This window comes from Nostoc sp., from assembly GCF_036917775.1.
GTDB lineage: Bacteria > Cyanobacteriota > Cyanobacteriia > Cyanobacteriales > Nostocaceae > Nostoc.
In genome coordinates, this window is the sequence record NZ_JBALEQ010000113.1 from 13,397 (window position 1) to 33,692 (window position 20,296).

At 40.5% G+C, this 20,296-nt stretch carries 19 protein-coding genes; 17 read left to right on the plus strand and 2 right to left on the minus strand.

The genetic code is table 11. The features are described from left to right. Nucleotides 1-250 precede the first annotated feature (250 nt). Nucleotides 251-1,450, minus strand: coding sequence for an aminotransferase-like domain-containing protein (locus V7K69_RS22710; RefSeq protein WP_335038484.1), 1,200 nt, complete (start codon nucleotides 1,448-1,450; stop codon nucleotides 251-253). A 227-nt stretch (nucleotides 1,451-1,677) separates the two neighbouring features. Here V7K69_RS22710 and V7K69_RS22715 point away from each other — a divergent pair, with 227 nt between their 5' ends. The 3 genes from V7K69_RS22715 to V7K69_RS22725 all read left to right on the plus strand — a co-directional run bounded on the left by V7K69_RS22715 (nucleotide 1,678) and on the right by V7K69_RS22725 (nucleotide 6,189). Then, on the plus strand, nucleotides 1,678-2,469 hold the full coding sequence (locus tag V7K69_RS22715; RefSeq protein ID WP_335038486.1) for a basic amino acid ABC transporter substrate-binding protein: 792 nt from the start codon (nucleotides 1,678-1,680) through the stop codon (nucleotides 2,467-2,469). 288 nt (nucleotides 2,470-2,757) lie between these two features. Next, nucleotides 2,758-4,752 carry a serine/threonine phosphatase gene (locus V7K69_RS22720; RefSeq protein WP_335038488.1) on the plus strand — a complete coding sequence of 665 codons (1,995 nt, stop codon included), beginning with the start codon at nucleotides 2,758-2,760 and terminating at the stop codon, nucleotides 4,750-4,752. A gap of 162 nt (nucleotides 4,753-4,914) precedes the next feature. Further along, nucleotides 4,915-6,189 (plus strand): protein kinase domain-containing protein, encoded by a 1,275-nt coding sequence (locus V7K69_RS22725; protein WP_335038491.1) that lies wholly within the window; start codon nucleotides 4,915-4,917, stop codon nucleotides 6,187-6,189. 93 nt (nucleotides 6,190-6,282) lie between these two features. Here the strand turns inward: V7K69_RS22725 and V7K69_RS22730 are convergent, their stop codons facing one another. After that, on the minus strand, nucleotides 6,283-6,501 hold the full coding sequence (locus V7K69_RS22730; RefSeq protein WP_012407469.1) for a DUF4327 family protein: 219 nt from the start codon (nucleotides 6,499-6,501) through the stop codon (nucleotides 6,283-6,285). 1,023 nt (nucleotides 6,502-7,524) lie between these two features. Between V7K69_RS22730 and V7K69_RS22735 the strand changes: the two genes are divergently transcribed. The 14 genes from V7K69_RS22735 (at nucleotide 7,525) to V7K69_RS22800 (ending at nucleotide 20,188) form a co-directional block, all read left to right on the plus strand. After that, nucleotides 7,525-7,950: a tetratricopeptide repeat protein gene (locus tag V7K69_RS22735; RefSeq protein WP_335038493.1), complete on the plus strand. Its 426-nt coding sequence runs from the start codon at nucleotides 7,525-7,527 to the stop codon at nucleotides 7,948-7,950. 59 nt (nucleotides 7,951-8,009) lie between these two features. After that, nucleotides 8,010-8,999 carry a UDP-N-acetylglucosamine 4,6-dehydratase (inverting) gene (gene pseB, locus V7K69_RS22740; protein WP_335038495.1) on the plus strand — a complete coding sequence of 330 codons (990 nt, stop codon included), beginning with the start codon at nucleotides 8,010-8,012 and terminating at the stop codon, nucleotides 8,997-8,999. Next, nucleotides 8,957-10,162 (plus strand): UDP-4-amino-4,6-dideoxy-N-acetyl-beta-L-altrosamine transaminase, encoded by a 1,206-nt coding sequence (pseC, locus tag V7K69_RS22745; RefSeq protein ID WP_335038497.1) that lies wholly within the window; start codon nucleotides 8,957-8,959, stop codon nucleotides 10,160-10,162. The genes pseB and pseC overlap by 43 nt, the downstream gene beginning before the upstream one ends. Beyond that, entirely contained in the window at nucleotides 10,159-10,896 is a 738-nt protein-coding gene (locus tag V7K69_RS22750) for a glycosyltransferase family protein (protein ID WP_335038499.1), read from the plus strand. The genes pseC and V7K69_RS22750 overlap by 4 nt, the downstream gene beginning before the upstream one ends. A gap of 21 nt (nucleotides 10,897-10,917) precedes the next feature. Beyond that, complete coding sequence (pseG, locus tag V7K69_RS22755) at nucleotides 10,918-11,946, plus strand: UDP-2,4-diacetamido-2,4,6-trideoxy-beta-L-altropyranose hydrolase (RefSeq protein WP_335038501.1); 1,029 nt, start codon at nucleotides 10,918-10,920, stop codon at nucleotides 11,944-11,946. A gap of 48 nt (nucleotides 11,947-11,994) precedes the next feature. Next, entirely contained in the window at nucleotides 11,995-12,918 is a 924-nt protein-coding gene (locus tag V7K69_RS22760) for a phytanoyl-CoA dioxygenase family protein (protein WP_335038503.1), read from the plus strand. Continuing rightward, a complete protein-coding gene (gene pseH / locus V7K69_RS22765) occupies nucleotides 12,899-13,459 on the plus strand; it encodes a UDP-4-amino-4,6-dideoxy-N-acetyl-beta-L-altrosamine N-acetyltransferase (RefSeq protein ID WP_335038505.1) in 561 nt (186 codons plus the stop codon). The genes V7K69_RS22760 and pseH overlap by 20 nt, the downstream gene beginning before the upstream one ends. A 4-nt stretch (nucleotides 13,460-13,463) precedes the next feature. Continuing rightward, complete coding sequence (gene pseI / locus V7K69_RS22770) at nucleotides 13,464-14,528, plus strand: pseudaminic acid synthase (RefSeq protein WP_335038507.1); 1,065 nt, start codon at nucleotides 13,464-13,466, stop codon at nucleotides 14,526-14,528. Between the two features lie 82 nt (nucleotides 14,529-14,610). After that, entirely contained in the window at nucleotides 14,611-15,219 is a 609-nt protein-coding gene (locus V7K69_RS22775) for a class I SAM-dependent methyltransferase (RefSeq protein WP_335038509.1), read from the plus strand. Further along, a complete protein-coding gene (locus tag V7K69_RS22780; protein WP_335038512.1) occupies nucleotides 15,220-16,206 on the plus strand; it encodes a GNAT family N-acetyltransferase in 987 nt (328 codons plus the stop codon). A gap of 34 nt (nucleotides 16,207-16,240) precedes the next feature. Further along, nucleotides 16,241-16,951 (plus strand): glycosyltransferase family protein, encoded by a 711-nt coding sequence (locus tag V7K69_RS22785; RefSeq protein WP_335038514.1) that lies wholly within the window; start codon nucleotides 16,241-16,243, stop codon nucleotides 16,949-16,951. Between the two features lie 14 nt (nucleotides 16,952-16,965). Further along, entirely contained in the window at nucleotides 16,966-17,937 is a 972-nt protein-coding gene (locus V7K69_RS22790) for a Gfo/Idh/MocA family protein (protein WP_335038516.1), read from the plus strand. Nucleotides 17,938-17,945: 8 nt separating this feature from the next. After that, on the plus strand, nucleotides 17,946-19,214 hold the full coding sequence (locus V7K69_RS22795) for a DegT/DnrJ/EryC1/StrS aminotransferase family protein (protein ID WP_335038518.1): 1,269 nt from the start codon (nucleotides 17,946-17,948) through the stop codon (nucleotides 19,212-19,214). Further along, nucleotides 19,211-20,188 (plus strand): hypothetical protein, encoded by a 978-nt coding sequence (locus V7K69_RS22800; RefSeq protein WP_335038520.1) that lies wholly within the window; start codon nucleotides 19,211-19,213, stop codon nucleotides 20,186-20,188. The genes V7K69_RS22795 and V7K69_RS22800 overlap by 4 nt, the downstream gene beginning before the upstream one ends. Nucleotides 20,189-20,296 lie beyond the last annotated feature (108 nt).

The window sequence follows — 20,296 nt, forward strand, 5'->3', positions numbered from 1 at the left end:
CCAAATCTTCAGGGTAAGCAAATGGGGCAAGTAATAGTTACCCCAATACTGCTCGGTTAAGCATTTTTAACTCGGAATCGGGTCTGGGGAAAAGGGTAAGGGTTAAACGCTAAAATGTCAAGTGGGGTGTGGAGATAAGTCCATAATCTCTTGTGGTTGAGATTTGGGTTGATATTTAACAAGTCCCAAATCTCGATTTTTGGGAGAAGGAAGCTAGCAAGAGCATCTCAATAGAGAGCGTGATTACGAATTACCTCAATCCGTGCAATACCGCTCCTAATGTAGCGATTCCCTCAACAATCTTCTGTGTTGGCTGAAAGCTAAAAGCTAACCTAATGGCATCATCCCCTTGTCCATTGGCGTAGCAGCGAGTCCCTGGCAGAAAACTGATGCCATGTTCACTGGCAGCTATCAGAAGTGCTTTAGCGCTGATATCTGGTGGCAATTTACACCAAACGAAGAAGCCTCCATCGGGACGCAGAGCAACTACATCACTGGGAAACTCTTGAGCGATCGCTTCTAATAACAAATTGCACTTATGTTTATAGCAGGCAATTAGCTCTTGAATGTGATTCTCTAGTTTCCCTGTAGCACAATAGCGAGCGACCACATGGCTGACAAATGGCCCCACAGGCCCCTCACTTTTGAACATCGCCAGTCGCTCAATAATCGCTGGATCGCCGCAAGCCCAGCCTAGCCGGATACCAGGCGCAATAATTTTCGAGAAGGTACTCACATATAATACCCACCCTTCTTGGTCGAGAGTTGCCAGGGTGGGCATAGTTTCTCCTCGAAAGCGCAAATCGCTATAAGCATCGTCTTCCACGATTAGAACGCCATACTCAGCCGCTAATGCTACCAGTTTTTGGCGGCGAAATAACGGCATAGTAGTACCTGTAGGATTATGAAAGGTGGGAATAGTATAAATAAATCGGGGTCGGATGCCCTGTTTTTTTAAATCGTTCAATGTCACTTCTAGCGCATCTACATTCATTCCCAACTCATCCACAGGAATGGTAATTATACGTGCGCCAGCGTAGACAAATCTGGTAACTACTCCCAAGAAGGTTGGCCCTTCCACAATTACTACATCACCAGGCTCCACAAACACATCTGGTAGCAAGCCGAGAATCTGACCAGAACCGTAGCCAATAATCAGGCGATCGCGATCGGCAGCAATTCCCTTCGCCTGCAAGCGGAGGATAATTTGCTCATACAGTTGAGCAGAAGGCGGGCCATAATTGAGAGCGATCGGAGCCTCTTCTGCCAGCACAACAGCACTTGCAGCAGCCAAGTCAGTGTGAGGAAAGAGAATTGGATCGGCTAGACCGTAGGCAAAGCTGACGGTGACGATTTTGCTTAACTCTGTACCGTAAGTTGGTGGTGCAAGGTTCTTTGCGCGTTCGGCGAACAAATCAGTAATTTGGTAAGCAGGGGTTGTAGAAACCATAAGTAGTTAAAAATTGGAAGTCAGAGTACAGAACACACAAGAAGGTAATTGGCGAAAATCGAGATTGGAAGCTTCCTCTAATCTCAACTTTTAACGAGAGTGGGGATCTGAAACTGTCGTTAGTCGCCCAGCATTCATGGTGGATTGTAGCTGCTGACGGATGTATTCTTTCTTATAACATCATGATAACTATCCTGAATTTGGACTGATAGAACGGAATTACTACAGTGAAATTATTTAACCTCAAGTGGCAGCAGCTAATTTTAAGCTTAGGCTGTCTGCTACTGATTATTGCCTGTAAAAATTTATATCCTACTAATAACTCAGATGCTATACCTCTTAGGGTAGCGACAGATCCTACCTTTGTCCCTTTTGAAATTCAAAAGGCTAGCGGAGACTTGGAAGGTTTTGATATTGATTTGATGAATGCGATCGCTAAAGTAGCAGGTTTTGCAGTCCAGTTTGAAAGGCTACCTTTTGATGGCATGATCTCGACTTTGCAAGCTAAAAGAGTTGATGCGGCAATTAGCGGAATCACCATTACCGCCGAACGCTTGAAAACAATTGCTTTTTCACGACCTTATTTTAAAGCCGGACTAGCGATCGCTGTCCGCGAAGATAACCAAAATATTAGAGACTTCAACAGTCTCAAAGGTAAAAAAATCGCTGTACAAATTGGCTCGACTGGGGCAGATTTTGCCAAAACCATCCCCAATGCCAAAATTAGTACTTTTAATTCTGGGCCAGAATTTTTCCAAGACTTACTCAACGGCAACGTTGATGCTGTGGTTAGCGATGCTTTTGCAACTTTGTATGCGATTAAAAATGGCAACCTCAAAGGCATCAGAGTTGTTGCCGATCTCCTGACTGAAGAATACTACGGGATTGCTACACCTAAAGACTCCCCCCATCTAGATGCAATAAACAAAGGTATAGAGACTTTATTATCCAATGGTATTTACAAGCGAATTTATCAAAAATGGTTTAACGCAGAACCCCCGGAATTGCCAAACTCTTGACATTGGGCATTAGGAGTGCTGAGTTAGGAGTTTTATTTATCTCCTTGTCCCCTTGTCCCCTTGTCTCCCCCATCTCCCCTGCCCCCTGCCTCCTATCCCATTCATCAGCAATTAGTTGCCAATATATTAAATATTTATCTAATATGCGTCACAATTAATACTGCCACCAAAATTCATTGATAAACTACAATCTCTTGTAGGTCTACTTTAGTCAGGGACAGCCAATTGTGGCACCTTTGATCTTAGTGGCTAGAAGCACCTTGGAGCGCGAATAAAGGAACTTCCACTATGCTGATTTGCCCTCAGTGTAAATTTGAAAACCCCAAAAGCAATAAATTCTGTCAAAGCTGTGGCACATCCCTGACCCACAAAGTTTGTCCTAAATGCAGCGCCGAAGATGTACCTGTAAATGCACTACTTTGTCATAACTGTGGCACGGAATGTGGAACAGTGTTTTGGGCAATTATTGCTAAAGAAACGATTGGGGAAGCTTTGGGAGTAGAGACAGATGAGGAAGATGTGGGATTAGAGGAAGATGAAGAAGCAATATCCTCATCATCTCCTCAATCCCTTAGTTCTCAGATTGCATTAGGCTCTTATTTAGACTCCCAAGAGCGCTATCAAGTGTTAGATCCGCTACCTACCCAAACGGAAACTGCCACCATTACTGTTACAGGTGTGAGAGTTCTAGACTGCCAGCCGTATCAAATATCACTAATTGAGGCAATACTAGCAAGTCAGCAATCAGATTTACCAACGCCATCAGTAGATGCAAGTGAAATTCCTCACCTTGCGAAACCTTATATTGCCTTACTCTCACAAAGTGGGCGCGAGATACCACTGATTCACGATGGATGGCAGCAGGGGGATATGCAGGTAGTAATAATTGAAGACCGCTCAAATTGGCAGCCTTTAGTTGACTTATGGCAAGAAGAGACAACAAGTTCGTTAAAAATTTTGCACTGGTGTTATCAAATGACCCAACTTTGGGCATTGTTGGAACCAGTAAATTGTCGTCAAAGCCTTTTAGATTTATCAAATTTGCGATTGGATGAAGACCAAACGCTGGCGCTACAAAGATTGTATGTGGAATCATCAAGTTCTCTGTCTGTCAGCGAGTCTCCAGAAGATGCCGAAGCCCAAACATCTGCTATTCCAGAGGAGCCGTTAACCATTCAAGCTTTAGGGCGAGTTTGGCAAGCACTATTTAGGCAGTCTCAACGCACTCAATTTGGCTCTGTAGTCCAGATGTTGGGAGATTTAGATGTAGGTAAGATTCACACCATTGCCCAATTGCGATCGCGTTTGGAGGAAATCTCTATTGAACTGGAAACGCTAGGAAGTGCAATGCCCCCAATAAAGGAGAACAATACTACTGTACCCACTATGCCGCAATCAGACGAACTAGAAGATATCGATATCATTAGCAAAGATGATATGCCAACTGTTGTGCTGGCGATGCAGTTAAGTAGCTTGGAAGACGCAGGACGCACAGATGTAGGTCGTCAACGTCATCACAATGAAGACTACTTTGGTATTGAAACCAAAATCCAAAAGTTGGAGTTCCCTAAAAGTCGAATTCTGGAAGGGCATGGTTTGTATATTCTCTGCGATGGGATGGGTGGACACGCTGGCGGTGAAATAGCCAGTGAGTTAGCAGTCAACACCCTACGGCAATACTTTCAAGAACACTGGATCGCCAATCAACTGCCAACAGAAGATAGCATTCGTGAGGCAGTGTATTTAGCTAATGAGGCGATTTATAAGCTCAATCAACAAGATGCCCGTTCTGGAGTAGGGCGTATGGGTACAACTCTGGTAATGCTCTTAATTCAAGATACTCAAGCAGCAGTTGCACATGTGGGAGATAGCCGTCTCTATCGCTTGACGCGTAAGCGGGGACTAGAACAAGTCACAGTAGATCATGAAGTTGGGCAACGAGAAATTACCAGAGGAGTGGAAGCAAGCATAGCTTACGCCCGCCCGGATGCCTACCAACTAACCCAAGCTTTGGGGCCTCGTGATGAAAATTCGATTAATCCTGATGTAGGCTTTTTTGAGATTAATGAAGATACTCTTCTGCTTTTGGCATCGGACGGTCTATCAGATAATGATTTACTAGAAACCCATTGGCAGACTCATTTAGAACCCTTACTTAGTTCGGGCGCTAACTTAGAACAAGGTGTTACAAAATTAATTGATTTAGGAAACCAATACAATGGTCACGACAACATTACTGGTATACTAATTCGGGCAAAAGTACGCCCAAATTTGGAAAGTTAAAAATCAATTGGTATTGGGAATGGCGCATGGAGCAGGGAAGATGAGAGAGACAAGGAAGACAAACAAAACTCTTAACTCAGCACTCAGTACTCAGCACTCCTAATGCCCAATGCCCCATTCTCAATGCCCACTCCCTAATCCTTTTACCTTGTAGGTTGTATTGTGGTTAGTCTGACTCTCTTAGAACCGCAACAGAAAACGCCCCTCCAGCAGTGGTGCTTTGAGAACTCTTCCATAATTCGGATTGGTCGAGCAACAGATAATCACGTTGTTTTAACTGATAGTTTAGTTTCGCGGCATCATTTAGAACTGAGACACGTTGATTCTGGCGACAATGGTAGTGGTTGGCGGCTGATTAGTCAGGGTACAAATGGGACTTTCCTCAACGGTGTCCTTGTGATTCAAAGTCCGTTACCAGATAATTCCCTTTTGCAACTAGCACAAGGAGGCCCAATACTGCAATTCCAAATTCAGGAGGTAACAGTACTGGAAACTGGTTTGCGATCGCTACAACAAATACAAGGAACAGAAGAAAACGCCGTTGCAACCGTCTATTCAGCCCAAGGACAATACACTTGTACGCATGAAGGGAACTCCCCAAATAATCTGTTTTGCATCCACTGCGGTCAACCTCTCTCAGTGCAACAGAAAATTCGCCATTATCAAGTGTTGCGAACTCTCGGACAAGGAGGTATGGGGACTACTTATCTCGCTTGGGATGGGGCTGGTCAGATTGAGAGTATCCCACAACTGCTGGTGTTGAAGCAAATGAATGCTGATATGGCAAAAATTGCCAAAGCTCAAGAATTATTTGAGCGGGAGGCGCATACTCTCAAATCCCTTAACCATCCGGGAATTCCCAAGTATTATGACTTCTTTGTCGAAGGCGGAAAAAAATACTTGGCAATGGAACTAATCCACGGACAAGATTTAGAGAAACGCGTCTATACAACTGGGCCAGTTACGCCAAGCCAAGCGATCGCTTGGATGATCCAAACCTGCGATATCTTAGAATATCTTCATAGCCAAGAACCTCCACTAATTCACCGCGATATTAAACCCGCCAACTTAATGGTGCGAAGTTCACAAAATCGCATAGTAGTACTGGATTTTGGCGCAGTTAAGGAAATTGGCACAGCACCCGGTACCCGGATTGGTGCAGAAGGTTATTGCGCTCCTGAACAAGAACGAGGACAACCTTTGACTCAATCTGATTTGTATGCAATTGGCCCAACGCTGATTTTTCTGCTCACAGGCGAAAACCCGTTTAAGTATTACCGCCAAAAGGGGCGCAACTTCAGGTTTGATGTGGCAAAAGTTCCCACCATCAGTTCCCAATTAAGAGATGTAATTGATCGCGTTACAGAACCGTTGCCACGCGATCGCTACCAAACTGCAAAGGAATTAGCTGCGGCCTTAGCTGCTTGTAAAGTTTAGGGCGTAGAAATGGGGAATCGGGAAGGTTGGGTATCCTCTGAGGATAAGGGGTAATGGGAGTGGTGAATATTAAAAATTACTACCCCCTATTCCCTATTCTTCATCCCAAGTTTCTACAGCTAGCAGTTCACTAACTGGGTCTTGCATACTAAAGCCAAAGTCTAGGAGTTCCTGTTTCCAGTGCTGCCATTCATTACCATAAAGCAAAGCAATTTTCCAGATGCTATCACTTGGCTTGATAATATTCGATTCTATGAGTGATTGCACGTTGCGCTGCAATTTCACCATCGGGTGAATCACTTGCTGAGTCATAACCTCGATTGAATTCAGATTTTGTGGGTAAATACTTAATTAAAACTGCTTCCCATTCTGCAATTGTTGCTGGGTCGTAGAGTGGTGTAATTTTGGTAAAGCTAGTCTTAACTTTTTAACTATACCATAACAAACTCTACTAGATTACTGGTAAATTCGGTTTTGTACGGTAATTACCACCACAAAACTCCAATTCTACCAAGTAGTCCTAAAACTTTTTGCAGAAACCAGACAAAAGTTTAGGGTAAGGGTTTATTACTTACGCAAAACTACATATAGTAGGGGCAATTCATAAATTGCCCTTACCAGAGAATCAGGGTTTTGACTATTATTTGCGTCAGTCCTAGGGTTAAAAGATAAAGGATGCTTCTGTTTTCTCTTTAACCTTTCCCCATGTTATTTTCCCCCTTAACTTCTACCCTTAAAGCACTAGAGTGCAACAGTACCTTTTGTAAGATATCTGTTGTAAACACCCAGCAAAACAATTAGTCCCTCTGGAAGTTGCGCTAAGTAGTGAGACTGAGGACGACTGGGAAAATTTTATTTCTTTGGATCGTGAAAAATATGTTTGCTTTTGGAACAGACCACAATGACACGAGCTAGTTTGAAAGTTTTTGCCTGACAAGGAAAATTTGCAGTTTAGTAGAAATGTCCTCTGTTTCTGTTTATTTAAATGTTATTTAGAATATCGCAAACATCTGGCATTAGGCAGAATCATCGCAAATATTTATATAATTTTAATTTTCCGCCTAAAGATTAAGTCCTGGAGGTTTGGCTCTGTTTAGGCTTAAGAGAGGTTTTTGCTTGAAGTATGGGAGCGATGCCTACGGCGGTAAACTACGCATAGCAAAATTGTTTGTACAGCATGGGCTTACCATAAAATTCCCTCGTCTTCAGAGTCAGCTTTTAAAGTTTGTGTAAAAAATTTTTAGCCAAGATGTTAGTTTCTGTTGAGCAGATGGGTATCCTCCAAATGGGAGGCTTGCTAATACCTCAGTATTTACCACAGCAAGTATGTGAAGTATGACTGGTTCGGGGGATGAATACCTAATTTCCCGCAAAAAGCAGATTGAGCGGCGACAAAAGATTGTCACAATAGTTTCGTTAGTGTCGTTTGTTGGTTCTACGGTGTTTGCAGTAATTCCGGCAATTCAACAAGCTAGTCAACCTAAGCCAGTAACTGCGTCTCCTTCTGTTGAGTCAGGATTACAGCAACAGGCGCAGGGCTACGAGTTGATTTTACAACGGGAACCAGAAAACCAACTTGCTTTAGAGAAACTGTCTATAGTGCGGTTGCACTTAAAAGATACCAAGGGTGCGATGACACTTTTGGAGAAACTGGTCAAGTTGCACCCCGATCGGCAAGATTACAAAGTTGTATTAGAGCAGATTAAGAAGCAAGAGGGAAATAGCGATCGCACCCCAAATAAGCAGCCCAAATCTAAGTAATAATTTCACTTAAATATTTTTGGAAAATCATTAATTTTGAGATTAAAAATAAATACAAGATGTTTAACGGCAAATCTATTTTAATTACTGGTGGTACAGGCTCCTTTGGCAAGCAATTTGTAAAAACGGTTCTTAGCCGATATCAACCTCAGAAAGTCATAGTTTATTCACGGGATGAACTGAAGCAGTATGAAATGGCGCAGGAGTTTAATGCACCAGTGATGCGCTATTTCATTGGAGATGTGCGCGATCGCGATCGGCTACGTCTGGCAATGCGGGGTGTCGATTATGTTATTCATGCTGCGGCGCTCAAGCATATTCCTGCTGCTGAGTATAACCCAATGGAATGTATTAAAACTAATATTCATGGGGCAAATAATGTCATTGATATCGCCCTCGATCAAGAAGTAGAAAAGGTGATTGCCCTCTCAACAGATAAAGCAGTTAATCCAATTAATCTCTATGGTGCAACCAAGCTAGCTGCTGACAAACTTTTTGTTGCAGCTAATAATATTGTTGGGACAATGAGAACCCGGTTTGCCGTAGTTCGCTACGGTAATGTTGTTGGTTCAAGAGGCTCGGTAGTACCTTTCTTTCAAAAACTGATTCAAGAAAAAGCCCCAGAGATTCCTATTACAGATCCACGTATGACTCGCTTTTGGATTACACTCCAACAAGCTGTAGATTTAGTTTTTAATAGCTTTGAAAGAATGCAAGGAGGAGAAATATTTGTACCTAAGATTCCTTCAATGAAAATTACCGATTTAGCTGAAACACTTGCACCGGGAGTTCCAATTAAAATTGTTGGGATTAGACCAGGGGAAAAATTACATGAAGCCATGTTTTCTTCTGAAGCTTCACATTTAGTATTGGAGTTTTCAGATCATTATGTAATTAGACCAACTATTGAATATGCTCATTCTGTGGATTACGCCTGTAACGCTTTAAGTGAAAAAGGAGTCCCAGTTACAGAAGGGTTTGAGTATAGCTCTGAGATAAATACAGAATGGCTAAAAGGTTTTCAATTACTCGATATGCTAAAGCAATGAGTGACTACATTCCTTATGGAAGGCAAGATATTAATCAAGAAGATATTGATGCTGTAATTGAAGTTTTGCGCTCGGACTGGATTACTCAAGGCCCAGCTATAGAGAGATTTGAGCAAGCTGTTGCCAACTACTGTGGAGCGAAATATGCCGTAGCGGTTTCTAATGCGACAGCTGCATTACATATTGCTTGTCTTGCTGCTAGTTTGGGGCAAGGAGATATTCTGTGGACATCACCAAATACCTTTGTTGCCTCAGCTAATTGTGGACTTTATTGTGGTGCAAAGGTTGACTTTGTTGATATTAACCCAAATACCTACAATTTGAGCGTAGATGAATTAGAAAGTAAGTTAGCTGAGGCAGAAAAGCAAGGTTGTTTGCCCAAAATATTAATACCCGTGCATTTTGCAGGGCAATCTTGTGAAATGGAACAAATTGCTGCTTTATCACAGCGTTATGGTTTCAAAATTATCGAAGATGCTTCTCATGCGATTGGTGGGAGCTATCAAGGACAACCTATTGGTTCCTGCCAATTTTCTGATATGGCAGTTTTTAGCTTTCATCCAGTAAAAATTATTACAACTGGTGAAGGCGGTATGATGCTAACAAATCAAGAGGAATTGTATCAGAGATTAATTAGATTAAGAAGTCATGGCATAACTCGCAATCCAGATTTAATGCAAGGAGAATGTCACGGTTCTTGGTATTATCAGCAATTGGAATTAGGCTTCAACTATCGGATGACAGATATCCAAGCAGCATTGGGTAGTAGTCAACTACAACGACTAGATAAATTTGTAGAACGTCGGCGGTTGATAGCTCAAAGATATAATCAGCTACTACAAGATTTATCCCTGATGTTACCTTGGCAACACCCTGACTCTGAATCTAGTTGGCATTTATATGTAATTCGGCTCAAGCTGGATAAGATTAATAAAACTCATCGACAGATATTTGAAGAACTTCGCAGCACAGGAGTTGGTGTTAATTTGCACTACATTCCAGTTCATACACAACCTTACTACCAAAAATTAGGTTTTCAATTAGGAGACTTTCCACAGGTGGAGCAATACTATGAGGAAGCTATTACTATCCCCTTATATTATGGGCTAAATGAAGAGAGTCAGGATAAAGTAGTAATTTCGCTAAGAGAGAGCCTGACATGAAAACTGTAATTATTGTTCAGGCAAGAATGACTTCAACTCGCCTTCCTGGAAAAGTACTCAAAAAGGTATTGGATAAGCCTTTATTAGAATATCAGATTGAGAGATTAAAACGAGTAAAGTTGGCTGATGCAATTGTAATTGCTACTACCATCAATAGTACAGATTTGCCAATCATTGAACTTTGCAATCGTCTTTCAGTACCATATTTTAGAGGCTCTGAAGAAGATGTATTAGCCAGATACTATGGAGCAGCCAAAGAACATCAAGCAGATGTAGTAGTTCGCGTTACCTCTGATTGTCCACTTATTGATCCACAAGTCATTGACAAGGTAATTCAATTTTTTCTGGATTATAGATATGAATATGATTATGCTTCTAACTGTTTAGAGAGAACTTACCCACGGGGAATGGATACTGAGGTTTTTTCATTTCTAGTATTACATCAGGCATTTGTAGAAGCAATAGCACAACCTGACCGGGAGCATGTTACTCCGTTTATTTATATACACCCTAAACGTTATCGATTAGCTCAGGTAGTTTATTCAGAAAATCAAAGTTCACATCGCTGGACAGTGGACACAGCAGATGATTTTGAACTTATCAAAAGAATTATTGAAGCGCTTTATCCTCAAATTCCAAAATTTACTCTTGAGGATTGTTTAGATTTGCTCAGAAAATATCCTGATTGGTCATTAATTAATGCACACGTAGAACAAAATAAATATGCTGCATAAATAACAATTAATTTATCAAAAATGAAGCTATTTATCCGAGTAGATGCATCAACACAAATAGGTACAGGTCATGTAATGCGTTGTCTAGCTTTAGCGCAGGCTTGGCAAGATGTAGGTGGTCAGGTAATTTTTCTTATGGCAACGGAAGCAGCAGATTTGAAAACTCGATTAAAGGCGGAAGGAATGGAAGTTATCTACCTGCCAATTCAAGTTGGAAGTGCTGAAGATGCCAAAGAAACAGCGAAACTCGCACGCCAGTTTAATGCAAATTGGGTTGTGCTAGATGGTTATCATTTCGGTGCTAAGTATCAAGAAATCATCAAGGAATCAGAGCTAAAATTTTTATTAATTGATGATTATGGACACGCCAAACAGTACCACGCGGACATTGTTTTAAATCAAAATATTCATGCTTGTGAGAAATTGTACAAGAATAGACAGCCATATACCAAACTGTTACTTGGTACAAGCTATAGCATCTTGCGGCGGGAATTTTGGCATTGGCAGGAATGGCAGCGATCGCTCCCTCCAATAGCTAAGAAGTTACTAGTTACATTAGGCGGTGCAGATCCAGATAATGTAACTCTTAAGGTGATTGAAGGATTGCAACAAGTAGAAATAGAAGAGCTAGAAGCAGTTGTTGTAGTTGGAGGAAGTAATCCACATTATGAGCAGCTGCGATCGGCTAGTCAGAAATCGCGTTTTCCTATTCACCTGAAAAAGAATGTGACAAATATGCCTGAACTGATGTCTTGGGCTGATGTGGCAGTGACGGCTGGTGGTAGCACTTGTTGGGAACTAGCTTTTATGGGTTTGCCTAGTGCGATATTAATTTTGGCTGACAATCAACAATCTAGTGCCAAAAAACTGAGTGGGGTGAGTGGCAGTAATTTGGGATGGCATGAGGATATTTCAACTAGTGAAATAGCAGCGGCAGTTTCAGAATTGATGACATCAACCCAGACAAGATTAGAAATGGTTAGGCATGGTCAGAAATTAGTAGATGGTAAAGGAACAGCTAGGATTTTAAGGTGTTTACAGGAGAATTAAATACATGATTAATAGTTTATTAACATCAATTTTTATCAATGATAATGTATGAAAATTAAGTATGACAAGCTCGATACTTTTCTTGAACAAGGTTACTGTTCTTTGGGTGAAGTTGTGAATCAACAAAAGTGTAAGGAATTGTTAGAATTCATCAAAACGACGCGGGATTTTGAGCGTGACTTGTTTCTAGAGAAGGAAGATTTTTATGCTCATCCACAGTATACTGGCGTAAATCCTTGCCCTGGACGAAATATTTTAGAAGGGCTTGATTTAAGTTTCATAGAGCAAAATACTGTTCTCCAATCTCTACTATCAGAGTTGTTAGGTGAAGAATATTCGGTAGTTATCAAAAAAGTTATCTGTGGAGTGCCAAAGAAATGGATTCCTGACTGGGTTATATCAGAAATTGATAAGCTCCCAGTTCCTAACTTAGGGGCATTTATTAAGCCGGACTATCGAGATATTACTTACTTTCATGGGATTGATTTTCATCAAGATATTATTGATTATAAGAATCGTCCGTCAGACTTTATCACTCTTTATATATATTTAGATGATGTTTCTGAAGTAGACTCACCTCTGTTTATCATCCCTGGAAGTCACATATTTGGAGCAACAACATTTCCCCATAGTTTAATACCTCATGGAGATAATTCAAACGGTTGGTTATATTCAGATCGTCGGGGAAAATCTAAACTTTTACAGCGCCATATCTTAACAGGTTCAGTTGGCTCTGCTTGGTTTTGGCATTCTTGTTTGTTACATGGCACTCAACCAACTAAGCTTTCTCAATCTCGAATATCTCTGCGGTACATAATTGAAAGATATAAAAGTTCTTCTTCAGTACTTCTAGACTATGTAAATAGTAATATCGATGGACATTTATCCCTTGAGAATACTAGGATTGATCTTAATGAAGATGGTAAGTCAATTTTGCGAGGAAATATAATCAATGGGAATGCCAAAACGTGAAGAATACCGACTCAGAACTCTGGAAAAGTCAGATTTAGAGCAGTTATTAGAATGGCGTAATTCTGACCGTATTCGTGCCAATATGTACAACGATCAGATTATTAATATGGATGAACATAGGAAATGGTTTGAAAACCATAGCAATAACGAGAGTGTTATTTATAAAATATTTGAATTTCAATGCCGTCCAGTAGGAGTAGTAAATGTAATTCAAATAGATATGCGGAATAAAAAATGTTATTGGGCTTTTTATTTAGGAGATACTAATGTACCTCGTGGTAGTGGAGCAGTTATGGAGTTTCTTTTTTTAGAATATACTTTTGAAGTATTACAAATCAGAAAATTGTGTTGTGAAGTATTTGCTTTCAATATATCAACTATAAAATTGCATAAGAAGTTTGGTTTTACTGAAGAAGGATGCTTTAAGCAGCATATATTTAAAAATGGCAAGTATGAAGATGTGATAAGCATGGCTTTATTGCAAGATGAATGGATAATTAACAAACCAAAAATAGAAATAGTATGTTTTGGAAAAAGCTAATTATATGCAAGAAATAGTAATTCAGGATACGAAAATTGGTAGTAGTCAAAAGCCCTTTGTTATTGCCGAAATGTCTGGCAATCATAACCTTTCATTAGAAAGAGCTTTAGATATCGTTGAAGCAGTTGCTAAAGCTGGAGTAGATGCACTGAAACTCCAGACCTATACTGCTGACACGATGACTTTAGACATAAATAAGTGTGATTTTTACATTGATTCTCCTAATAGTCTATGGTATGGTAAATCACTGTATCAGCTATATCAGCAAGCTTACACACCTTGGGAATGGCATAAACCTATTTTTGATCGTTGCGAGGAACTAGGAATAATTGGGTTTAGCACTCCTTTTGATGCCACCTCTGTAGATTTTCTCGAATCTTTAAATGTACCTTGCTACAAAATAGCCTCTTTTGAAAATACCGATTTACCTCTAATTAGCAAAGTTGCCAGCACAGGTAAACCAATGATTATTTCGACTGGTATGGCGACAATTTCTGAGTTAGATGAAACTGTTAGGACAGCGCGAGAAGCTGGCTGTCAAGACTTAATATTACTGAAATGTACCAGTAGCTATCCTGCCACACCAGAAAATACTAACCTGCTAACTATTCCTCAAATGCGCGAGTTGTTTAATGTACAGGTAGGGTTATCCGATCACACAATGGGTATTGGAGTTGCTGTTGCTAGTGTTGCTTTAGGAGCTACATTAATTGAGAAGCACTTTACTCTGTGTCGGGCTGATGGTGGAGTCGATTCAGCTTTTTCAATGGAACCAGCAGAGATGCACCAATTGGTAATAGAGTCGCAAAGAGCTTGGCAAGCTTTGGGCAATATAAAATATGGAGCAACTGAGGCTGAAAAAGAGTCATTGTTGTATCGGCGATCGCTCTACGTTGCCAAAGATATGAAAGCCGGAGAGATTCTCACCCCAGAAAACCTAAGAGCAGTACGCCCAGGTTTAGGATTACCGCCCAAGTTTTTCGACATTTTTATTGGGAAAGTAGTTAATCAAAATATCAAAAAAGGTACGCCTTTTACTTGGAAATTAGTATTAGTAAGTGAGGAATAAAAAGTTTACTAATACACATAATAATGATAATTTTGCTTGTTATCTATATGTTTAACATCAAAAAGTGAAGGATGAATTGTCAATGAGTCAAGTTAGCACAAGTGTGAAGATATTACGAGAACACTATCAGAATCTTGTAAGAACAAAAGGTGACTCACCTGGTTCTGGACAGTGGGGTTCTATAGATGAATCTCTTGTCAGATATTTAGAACTTATAAAAATTGGAAACCTCAATGGATGTCGAATTTTAGATATAGGATGTAGTATCGGTTATTTTGCAGAATATTTGCAAGAACAGAATATTATTTGCCAATATACAGGCATAGATATTGTACCTGAAGCCGTTGAAATTGCACGTAAAAAATTTCCCTATATGAGATTCGAGTGCTTAGATATAACTCAAGAAATTCTAAAAGAAACCTATGATTATGTTTTAGTCTCTGCTGTTTTCAATAACTATACTCCAAATGGTAATCTTTTTCTCGAAACTTTAATCAAAAAAGCATTCTCTTTATGTGAAAAAGGTTTAGCATTTAATTTTATTTCCTCTTATGTAAATTTCCAACAAGAAACGATAGCTTATTATGAACCAGAGGCAGTTTTAAATTTCTGTATTCAGCAGCTATCTAGAAAAGTCACAATGATTCATCACTACTATCATTGTGATGTTTGTACTTATGTTTACAAGTAAATGAATACTAAAGATTTTAAAATTAATTGGCAGGAAATAGCAAATATTTGGGATGATTTTGTTGAAGATTCTCCTCAAGGAACTATTTTTGCAAAAACTGACTTTATCAATGCGTTAGGAGTGCCTTTTCAAATTATTACAGTCTATTTCAGACAGAAAATAGTTGCAGGTACTGTTATCTTATTTTCTGAAGATGGCAATATATTACCTGCTCCTTTCCCTTTCACACCCTATCAAGGACTGTTACTAGCCGACAATTTTACTAAAACAGATCACAAACGTAATTCTGAAGAATTTTTGATTTTAACTTGGTTTATAGAAAAACTCATAGAGAAACTTGAGAAAATTTCCCTAGCCCATTCATGGCAATTACAAGACATACGACCATTTCAATGGTATAACTACCATACACCTGAGAAGGGAAAGTTTGAAATTCAACTCAGATACACAGGTATATTAAAATTAACCAAATTTGATAGTTTTGACTTTTATCTCAGTTGCATCCGCGCTGTCAGACGGCAAGAAATCCGGAAAGCTATCAAGAATAAATTATCTATTCAGATGTCTGACACTATTGATATTTTAGACAAACTACACCGAGAAGTTTGGGCTAGACAAGGAATAGAAAATATAGAAAAAGAATCTTACTTACTTAAAGCAATAACTCAAAAATCTTTAGACAAAGGATTTGGAATACTGAAAGTATGCTATCTGGATATAATTCCTGTTTCTGCGATTTTATTCCTCTTTGATCGTAAGCGTGGTTATTATATGTTTGCTGGGAATAATTCTGAATACAGAGAAACTGGTGGCTCAACATTTCTACTACTTGATTTAATTGAAGAATGCTTTAAACGCAAGTTGCAAGAAGTTGACTTTGTAGGAGTTAATTCTCCCAATCGAGGAGATTACAAACTCAGTTTTAATCCAGAGATAAAGCCTTATTTTGTAACAGATTTTAAGGCCAATTTGAATCTCTATAAATAAATATAAAAATTTAACTGGAGAAGTAACTAAAACTGTGAATCGTGTCATTGCCACAATAGAAGCTCGGATGGGGTCTTCACGTCTTCCTGGTAAAGTCCTCAAGGAAGCAGTGGGTAAACCAATGCTGTTGCTGATGATTGAGCGTATCCGTCGCGCTCGTTATATAGATGAAGTAGTAGTTGCTACAACCACAAATGAAAAAGATGAAGCAATCGCATCTTTATGCAGCAAACACAATATTCCTTACTTTCGTGGTTCAGAAGAAAATGTCTTAGAACGAGTTGTGGAAACTGGGCGACACTATCAAGCAGAAGTTAGTGTCCTTTTAACCGGAGATTGTCCCCTAATTGACCCTTATGTAATTGACCAACACATCTGTGCCTTTTTCGCGGCTTACCCCCATGTGGATTATGTTGCTAATTGTGAAGTGCGTTCATATCCTCATGGGCTGGATCTGATGGTGTTGTCTTGGAAAACACTAGCCGAGACAGTTGATTTTGCCTCCAGCAAACCCTTTCGTGAACACGTTGGTTGGTACATCCGACGACATCCAGAGCGATATCGTCGCTTGGATATCGTTGCTCCTCCAGGCTTAAGTAATCCTTTTTTCCGTATTACCCTTGACTATCAAGAAGACTACGATCGCATCAAAGCCATTTTTGAAGCACTTTATCCCCAAAATCCCGAATTTACGACAGTAGACATTCTCAACTATGCCCTACAACAGGGATGGATTGACTCCTAAGAGAAATTAAACTCATGAAAGTGTGTGTCGGTATTATTGGTCTGGGAAAAATTGGGCATCGCTTTGGCATTTCCCCACAAGGCGATCCACTCAGCCATTCCGAAGGGTATGTCCAAATCCCTAATGTAACAGTTGCATTAGGAGTAGATCCAGATCCAGAGGCTTGTAGAAATTTTCAGCAACGTTTTTCTGAAGCGCAGGTATACTCCAGTCTGAAAGATGTACCACATAAACTTCACCTCGACGTAGTATCAATATGTAGTCCTACTCACCTACACGCTGAGGGAGTTATTGCTGCGCTGGCTTGGCAACCGCGCGTCATTCTGTGCGAAAAACCCCTTGGAGTTAATCTAGCAGAAGCAGAAATGATGCTAGCTGCTTGCTCTGCACAGGGCTGTATTTTGATAACTAACTATTCGCGTCGTTGGACACCAATGCTGCAAGCCTTGAAAAATCTAACGAACCAAGATGATGGCTTGGGAACCCCAATTGGTGCTTGCTTACGCTATAACGGTGGTTTATTGCACAATGGAACCCATTGGATCGATATGTTATTGGCTTTATTCGGATCAGTTGCTTGTGCATATCGTCTGGAAAAATCACCTGTTCTTCAAGATGACACTGCTGAGTCCATTGCACTATCCTGGGACAACGGATTAACTGCATATTTGATTGCAGTACGTGGAACTGGGTATTCAATCGGCGAAGGCGAACTCTGGGGAACCGGCGGTATGCTGCGGTATAGCGCCGGGGGGCAGCAAGTCACTTGGCAGACAGTTAAACCTAGCCAATGGTCAGGCTTTCAAGAGTTAGGCCAAGCAAAGATGATCTGTGAAGCTGGCTTAAAAGGCCACATTTTGGGGGCTGTCACCGAAGCTGTGCAATTAGCACGAATTGGCGGACAACCAACCTGTTCTGGCGCTGATGGTGTGCTTGCTTTACAAGTTGTTGAAATGGCAAGAAACAACAAATTTCTAATTAAGTAGGTAATTTGATGGTTATTACTAGAGAAAAACCGGCTTTGCTTGGAGGTTCCAAGGTTTTTCCAGAGCCATTACCAAGGTATATCAGTACTGGTTTTCAGGAGACTGAAGCCGCGATTCAAGTATTGAAAAGCGGTATTTTATCTGACTATATCGGTGCTGCTGGATTGTACTTTATGGGTGGCAAACAAGTTCGCGCCTTAGAAGAACAATGGGCTAACTACTTTAATGTTCGTCACGCTTTAAGTGTTAACTCTGCTACTAGTGGTTTACATGCTGCTGTGATTGCAGCTGGTGTTAGTTTTGGTGATGAGGTAATTGTGCCACCGCAAACGATGTCAGCAACGGCAACAGCAGTGGTTATGGCAAATGGTACTCCTGTTTTTGTCGATCATGAGGAGGCTAGTTGCTGCATTGATCCAGAAGCTGTTGAAGGTGCTATTAGCACACGCACAAAAGCAATTATCGCAGTCAATTTGTTTGGGGGCCCAGCCCAACTGGTGCGCTTACGTGAATTAGCAGATAGACACGGTTTGATTCTAATTGAGGACAATGCCCAAGCACCAGTAGGCCAGCATCAGGGGCGTTGGTTGGGGACAATTGGGCATTTGGGAGTTTTCAGCCTCAATTGTCACAAAACGATTCAGTGTGGTGAAGGGGGGATTGTAGTCACTAATGATGATCGCTTGGCGCGGCGGGTGGCACTGGTACGTAATCATGGAGAGAATGCAATTGAAGCGGAAAACTGGTATCAGGATGATGATATTGTTGGTTACAATTACCGGTTAACTGAACTTCAGGCAGCGATCGCTCAGGTTCAACTCCAACGCTTAGAAGAATTGACGCAGCCACGGCTGAAAATTGCGGAAGCTTTAGACCAAGGACTGTCTGAGTTTAAAGCATTGCGGACGACTAAAGTTGGCTCTAGTGATCGCCATGTTTACTATACATATCCCATCTGGATCGATCCACAACAAGCTGGATTGTCGCGGGACAGATTTGTGGAGGCACTTCAAGCAGAAGGATGTCCTGTGACGGGGCGTTACGTGCGTCCTTTATACAGACTACCTCTTTTCCAAAAGCTGCAACAAGAAGGCAAGACAATTGTCAGTCATCCTACAGGTGTCTGTCCCATAGCCGAAAAGACATATAACGAGACGCTTTTATCTACAACTCTCATCCAAATACCTGGCGGTATTGATCTAGTTGATCGTTTCATAGCTTCTGTGGCTAAAGTCCTGGATCATGCCGAAGAGTTAAGCCAAGGGAAAGATAAATGAAGATTATTGCGATCGCTCACGATCCAGGCGGTGCTAATGCTGTGGCTGCAACGGTTGCAGCCTTGCGGGCATCAGGTACAGAGGTAGAAGCGTATGCTAAAGGCCCAGCCATCCGTCAATTTCAACGTCTTGCAGTTGCTTGTACGCCAATTTCTGAGGAACACCAAACTCTTTTTGTGAGATTCAAAGGAGATATTCTGCTAACAGGAACATCTCAATATGATGAGTTTGAACGCGATGCTATTTTTTGGGCAAGACAAGAGGGTATTCCTAGTGTTGCTGTTATAGACTATTGGGCAAATTATCGTCAGCGTTTTCAACCATTCAACAATCCTGATGCAGAAGCAATTTTTCCAAATATTATCACAGCCATAGATGAAGTGTGTGCGACAGGAATGCTTAACGATGGATTACCAAAAAATCGAATTTTCATTGTAGGACAGCCTTATTTTGCTTGGTTGGTTGCTAGAAAAAAATCTAGGAAAAATACTCTAGAAGTAGTACAAAATATTTTATTTGCTTCTCAACCTAATGCTAACGAAATTGATATTATTCACATCTTAATTAAGGTATTAACTGACTATAAACCTTTCAAAAAATTGCTGATCCGGTTTCATCCACGCCAAGGGAAGTGTCGTGATTCCCTTGATTTGCTGGCAAAATCAGGCTTACCGTTTGCAATTGACGAAAGTACCGACATACTGGACACCCTGCAACAACAGGATATTGTTTTGGGAATTACTTCCATCATTCTAATTGAAGCAGTTTTAATGGGGATACCAGCAGGCAGTTTGCTTATGGGTGTGAATGATACACTGATGACCAATAAATGGGGAGTTACTGTCCCTTTAAAATCGCCAGAAAAGGTACATGAATTTTTGAATTCTACCCATAGGGAAATAGATAAGACATTTTTTAAGCAGCAGTATAATGCAGATGTACGAGTAGCTCAATTGTGCAAGGCGATAATTTAGTTTTATAATTTGAATGAAATATTTTTGCAAGTATTGGGTATTATAAATTATTCCCGATCTTACTAGCCTTAATAAAAAAATATCAAAGTGAGCTTATAATTTTGATTG

Coding starts and splice junctions, on each gene's coding strand:
- pseB (WP_335038495.1), top strand. CDS start 8,010: ATGTTTAACGGCAAATCTATTTTAATTACTGGTGGTACAGGCTCCTTT.
- pseI (WP_335038507.1), top strand. CDS start 13,464: ATGCAAGAAATAGTAATTCAGGATACGAAAATTGGTAGTAGTCAAAAG.
- V7K69_RS22710 (WP_335038484.1), bottom strand. CDS start 1,450: ATGGTTTCTACAACCCCTGCTTACCAAATTACTGATTTGTTCGCCGAA.
- V7K69_RS22780 (WP_335038512.1), top strand. CDS start 15,220: ATGAATACTAAAGATTTTAAAATTAATTGGCAGGAAATAGCAAATATT.
- V7K69_RS22800 (WP_335038520.1), top strand. CDS start 19,211: ATGAAGATTATTGCGATCGCTCACGATCCAGGCGGTGCTAATGCTGTG.
- V7K69_RS22750 (WP_335038499.1), top strand. CDS start 10,159: ATGAAAACTGTAATTATTGTTCAGGCAAGAATGACTTCAACTCGCCTT.
- V7K69_RS22775 (WP_335038509.1), top strand. CDS start 14,611: ATGAGTCAAGTTAGCACAAGTGTGAAGATATTACGAGAACACTATCAG.
- V7K69_RS22790 (WP_335038516.1), top strand. CDS start 16,966: ATGAAAGTGTGTGTCGGTATTATTGGTCTGGGAAAAATTGGGCATCGC.
- pseG (WP_335038501.1), top strand. CDS start 10,918: ATGAAGCTATTTATCCGAGTAGATGCATCAACACAAATAGGTACAGGT.
- V7K69_RS22720 (WP_335038488.1), top strand. CDS start 2,758: ATGCTGATTTGCCCTCAGTGTAAATTTGAAAACCCCAAAAGCAATAAA.
- V7K69_RS22735 (WP_335038493.1), top strand. CDS start 7,525: ATGACTGGTTCGGGGGATGAATACCTAATTTCCCGCAAAAAGCAGATT.
- V7K69_RS22730 (WP_012407469.1), bottom strand. CDS start 6,501: ATGACTCAGCAAGTGATTCACCCGATGGTGAAATTGCAGCGCAACGTG.
- V7K69_RS22795 (WP_335038518.1), top strand. CDS start 17,946: ATGGTTATTACTAGAGAAAAACCGGCTTTGCTTGGAGGTTCCAAGGTT.
- V7K69_RS22760 (WP_335038503.1), top strand. CDS start 11,995: ATGAAAATTAAGTATGACAAGCTCGATACTTTTCTTGAACAAGGTTAC.
- pseH (WP_335038505.1), top strand. CDS start 12,899: ATGGGAATGCCAAAACGTGAAGAATACCGACTCAGAACTCTGGAAAAG.
- pseC (WP_335038497.1), top strand. CDS start 8,957: ATGGCTAAAAGGTTTTCAATTACTCGATATGCTAAAGCAATGAGTGAC.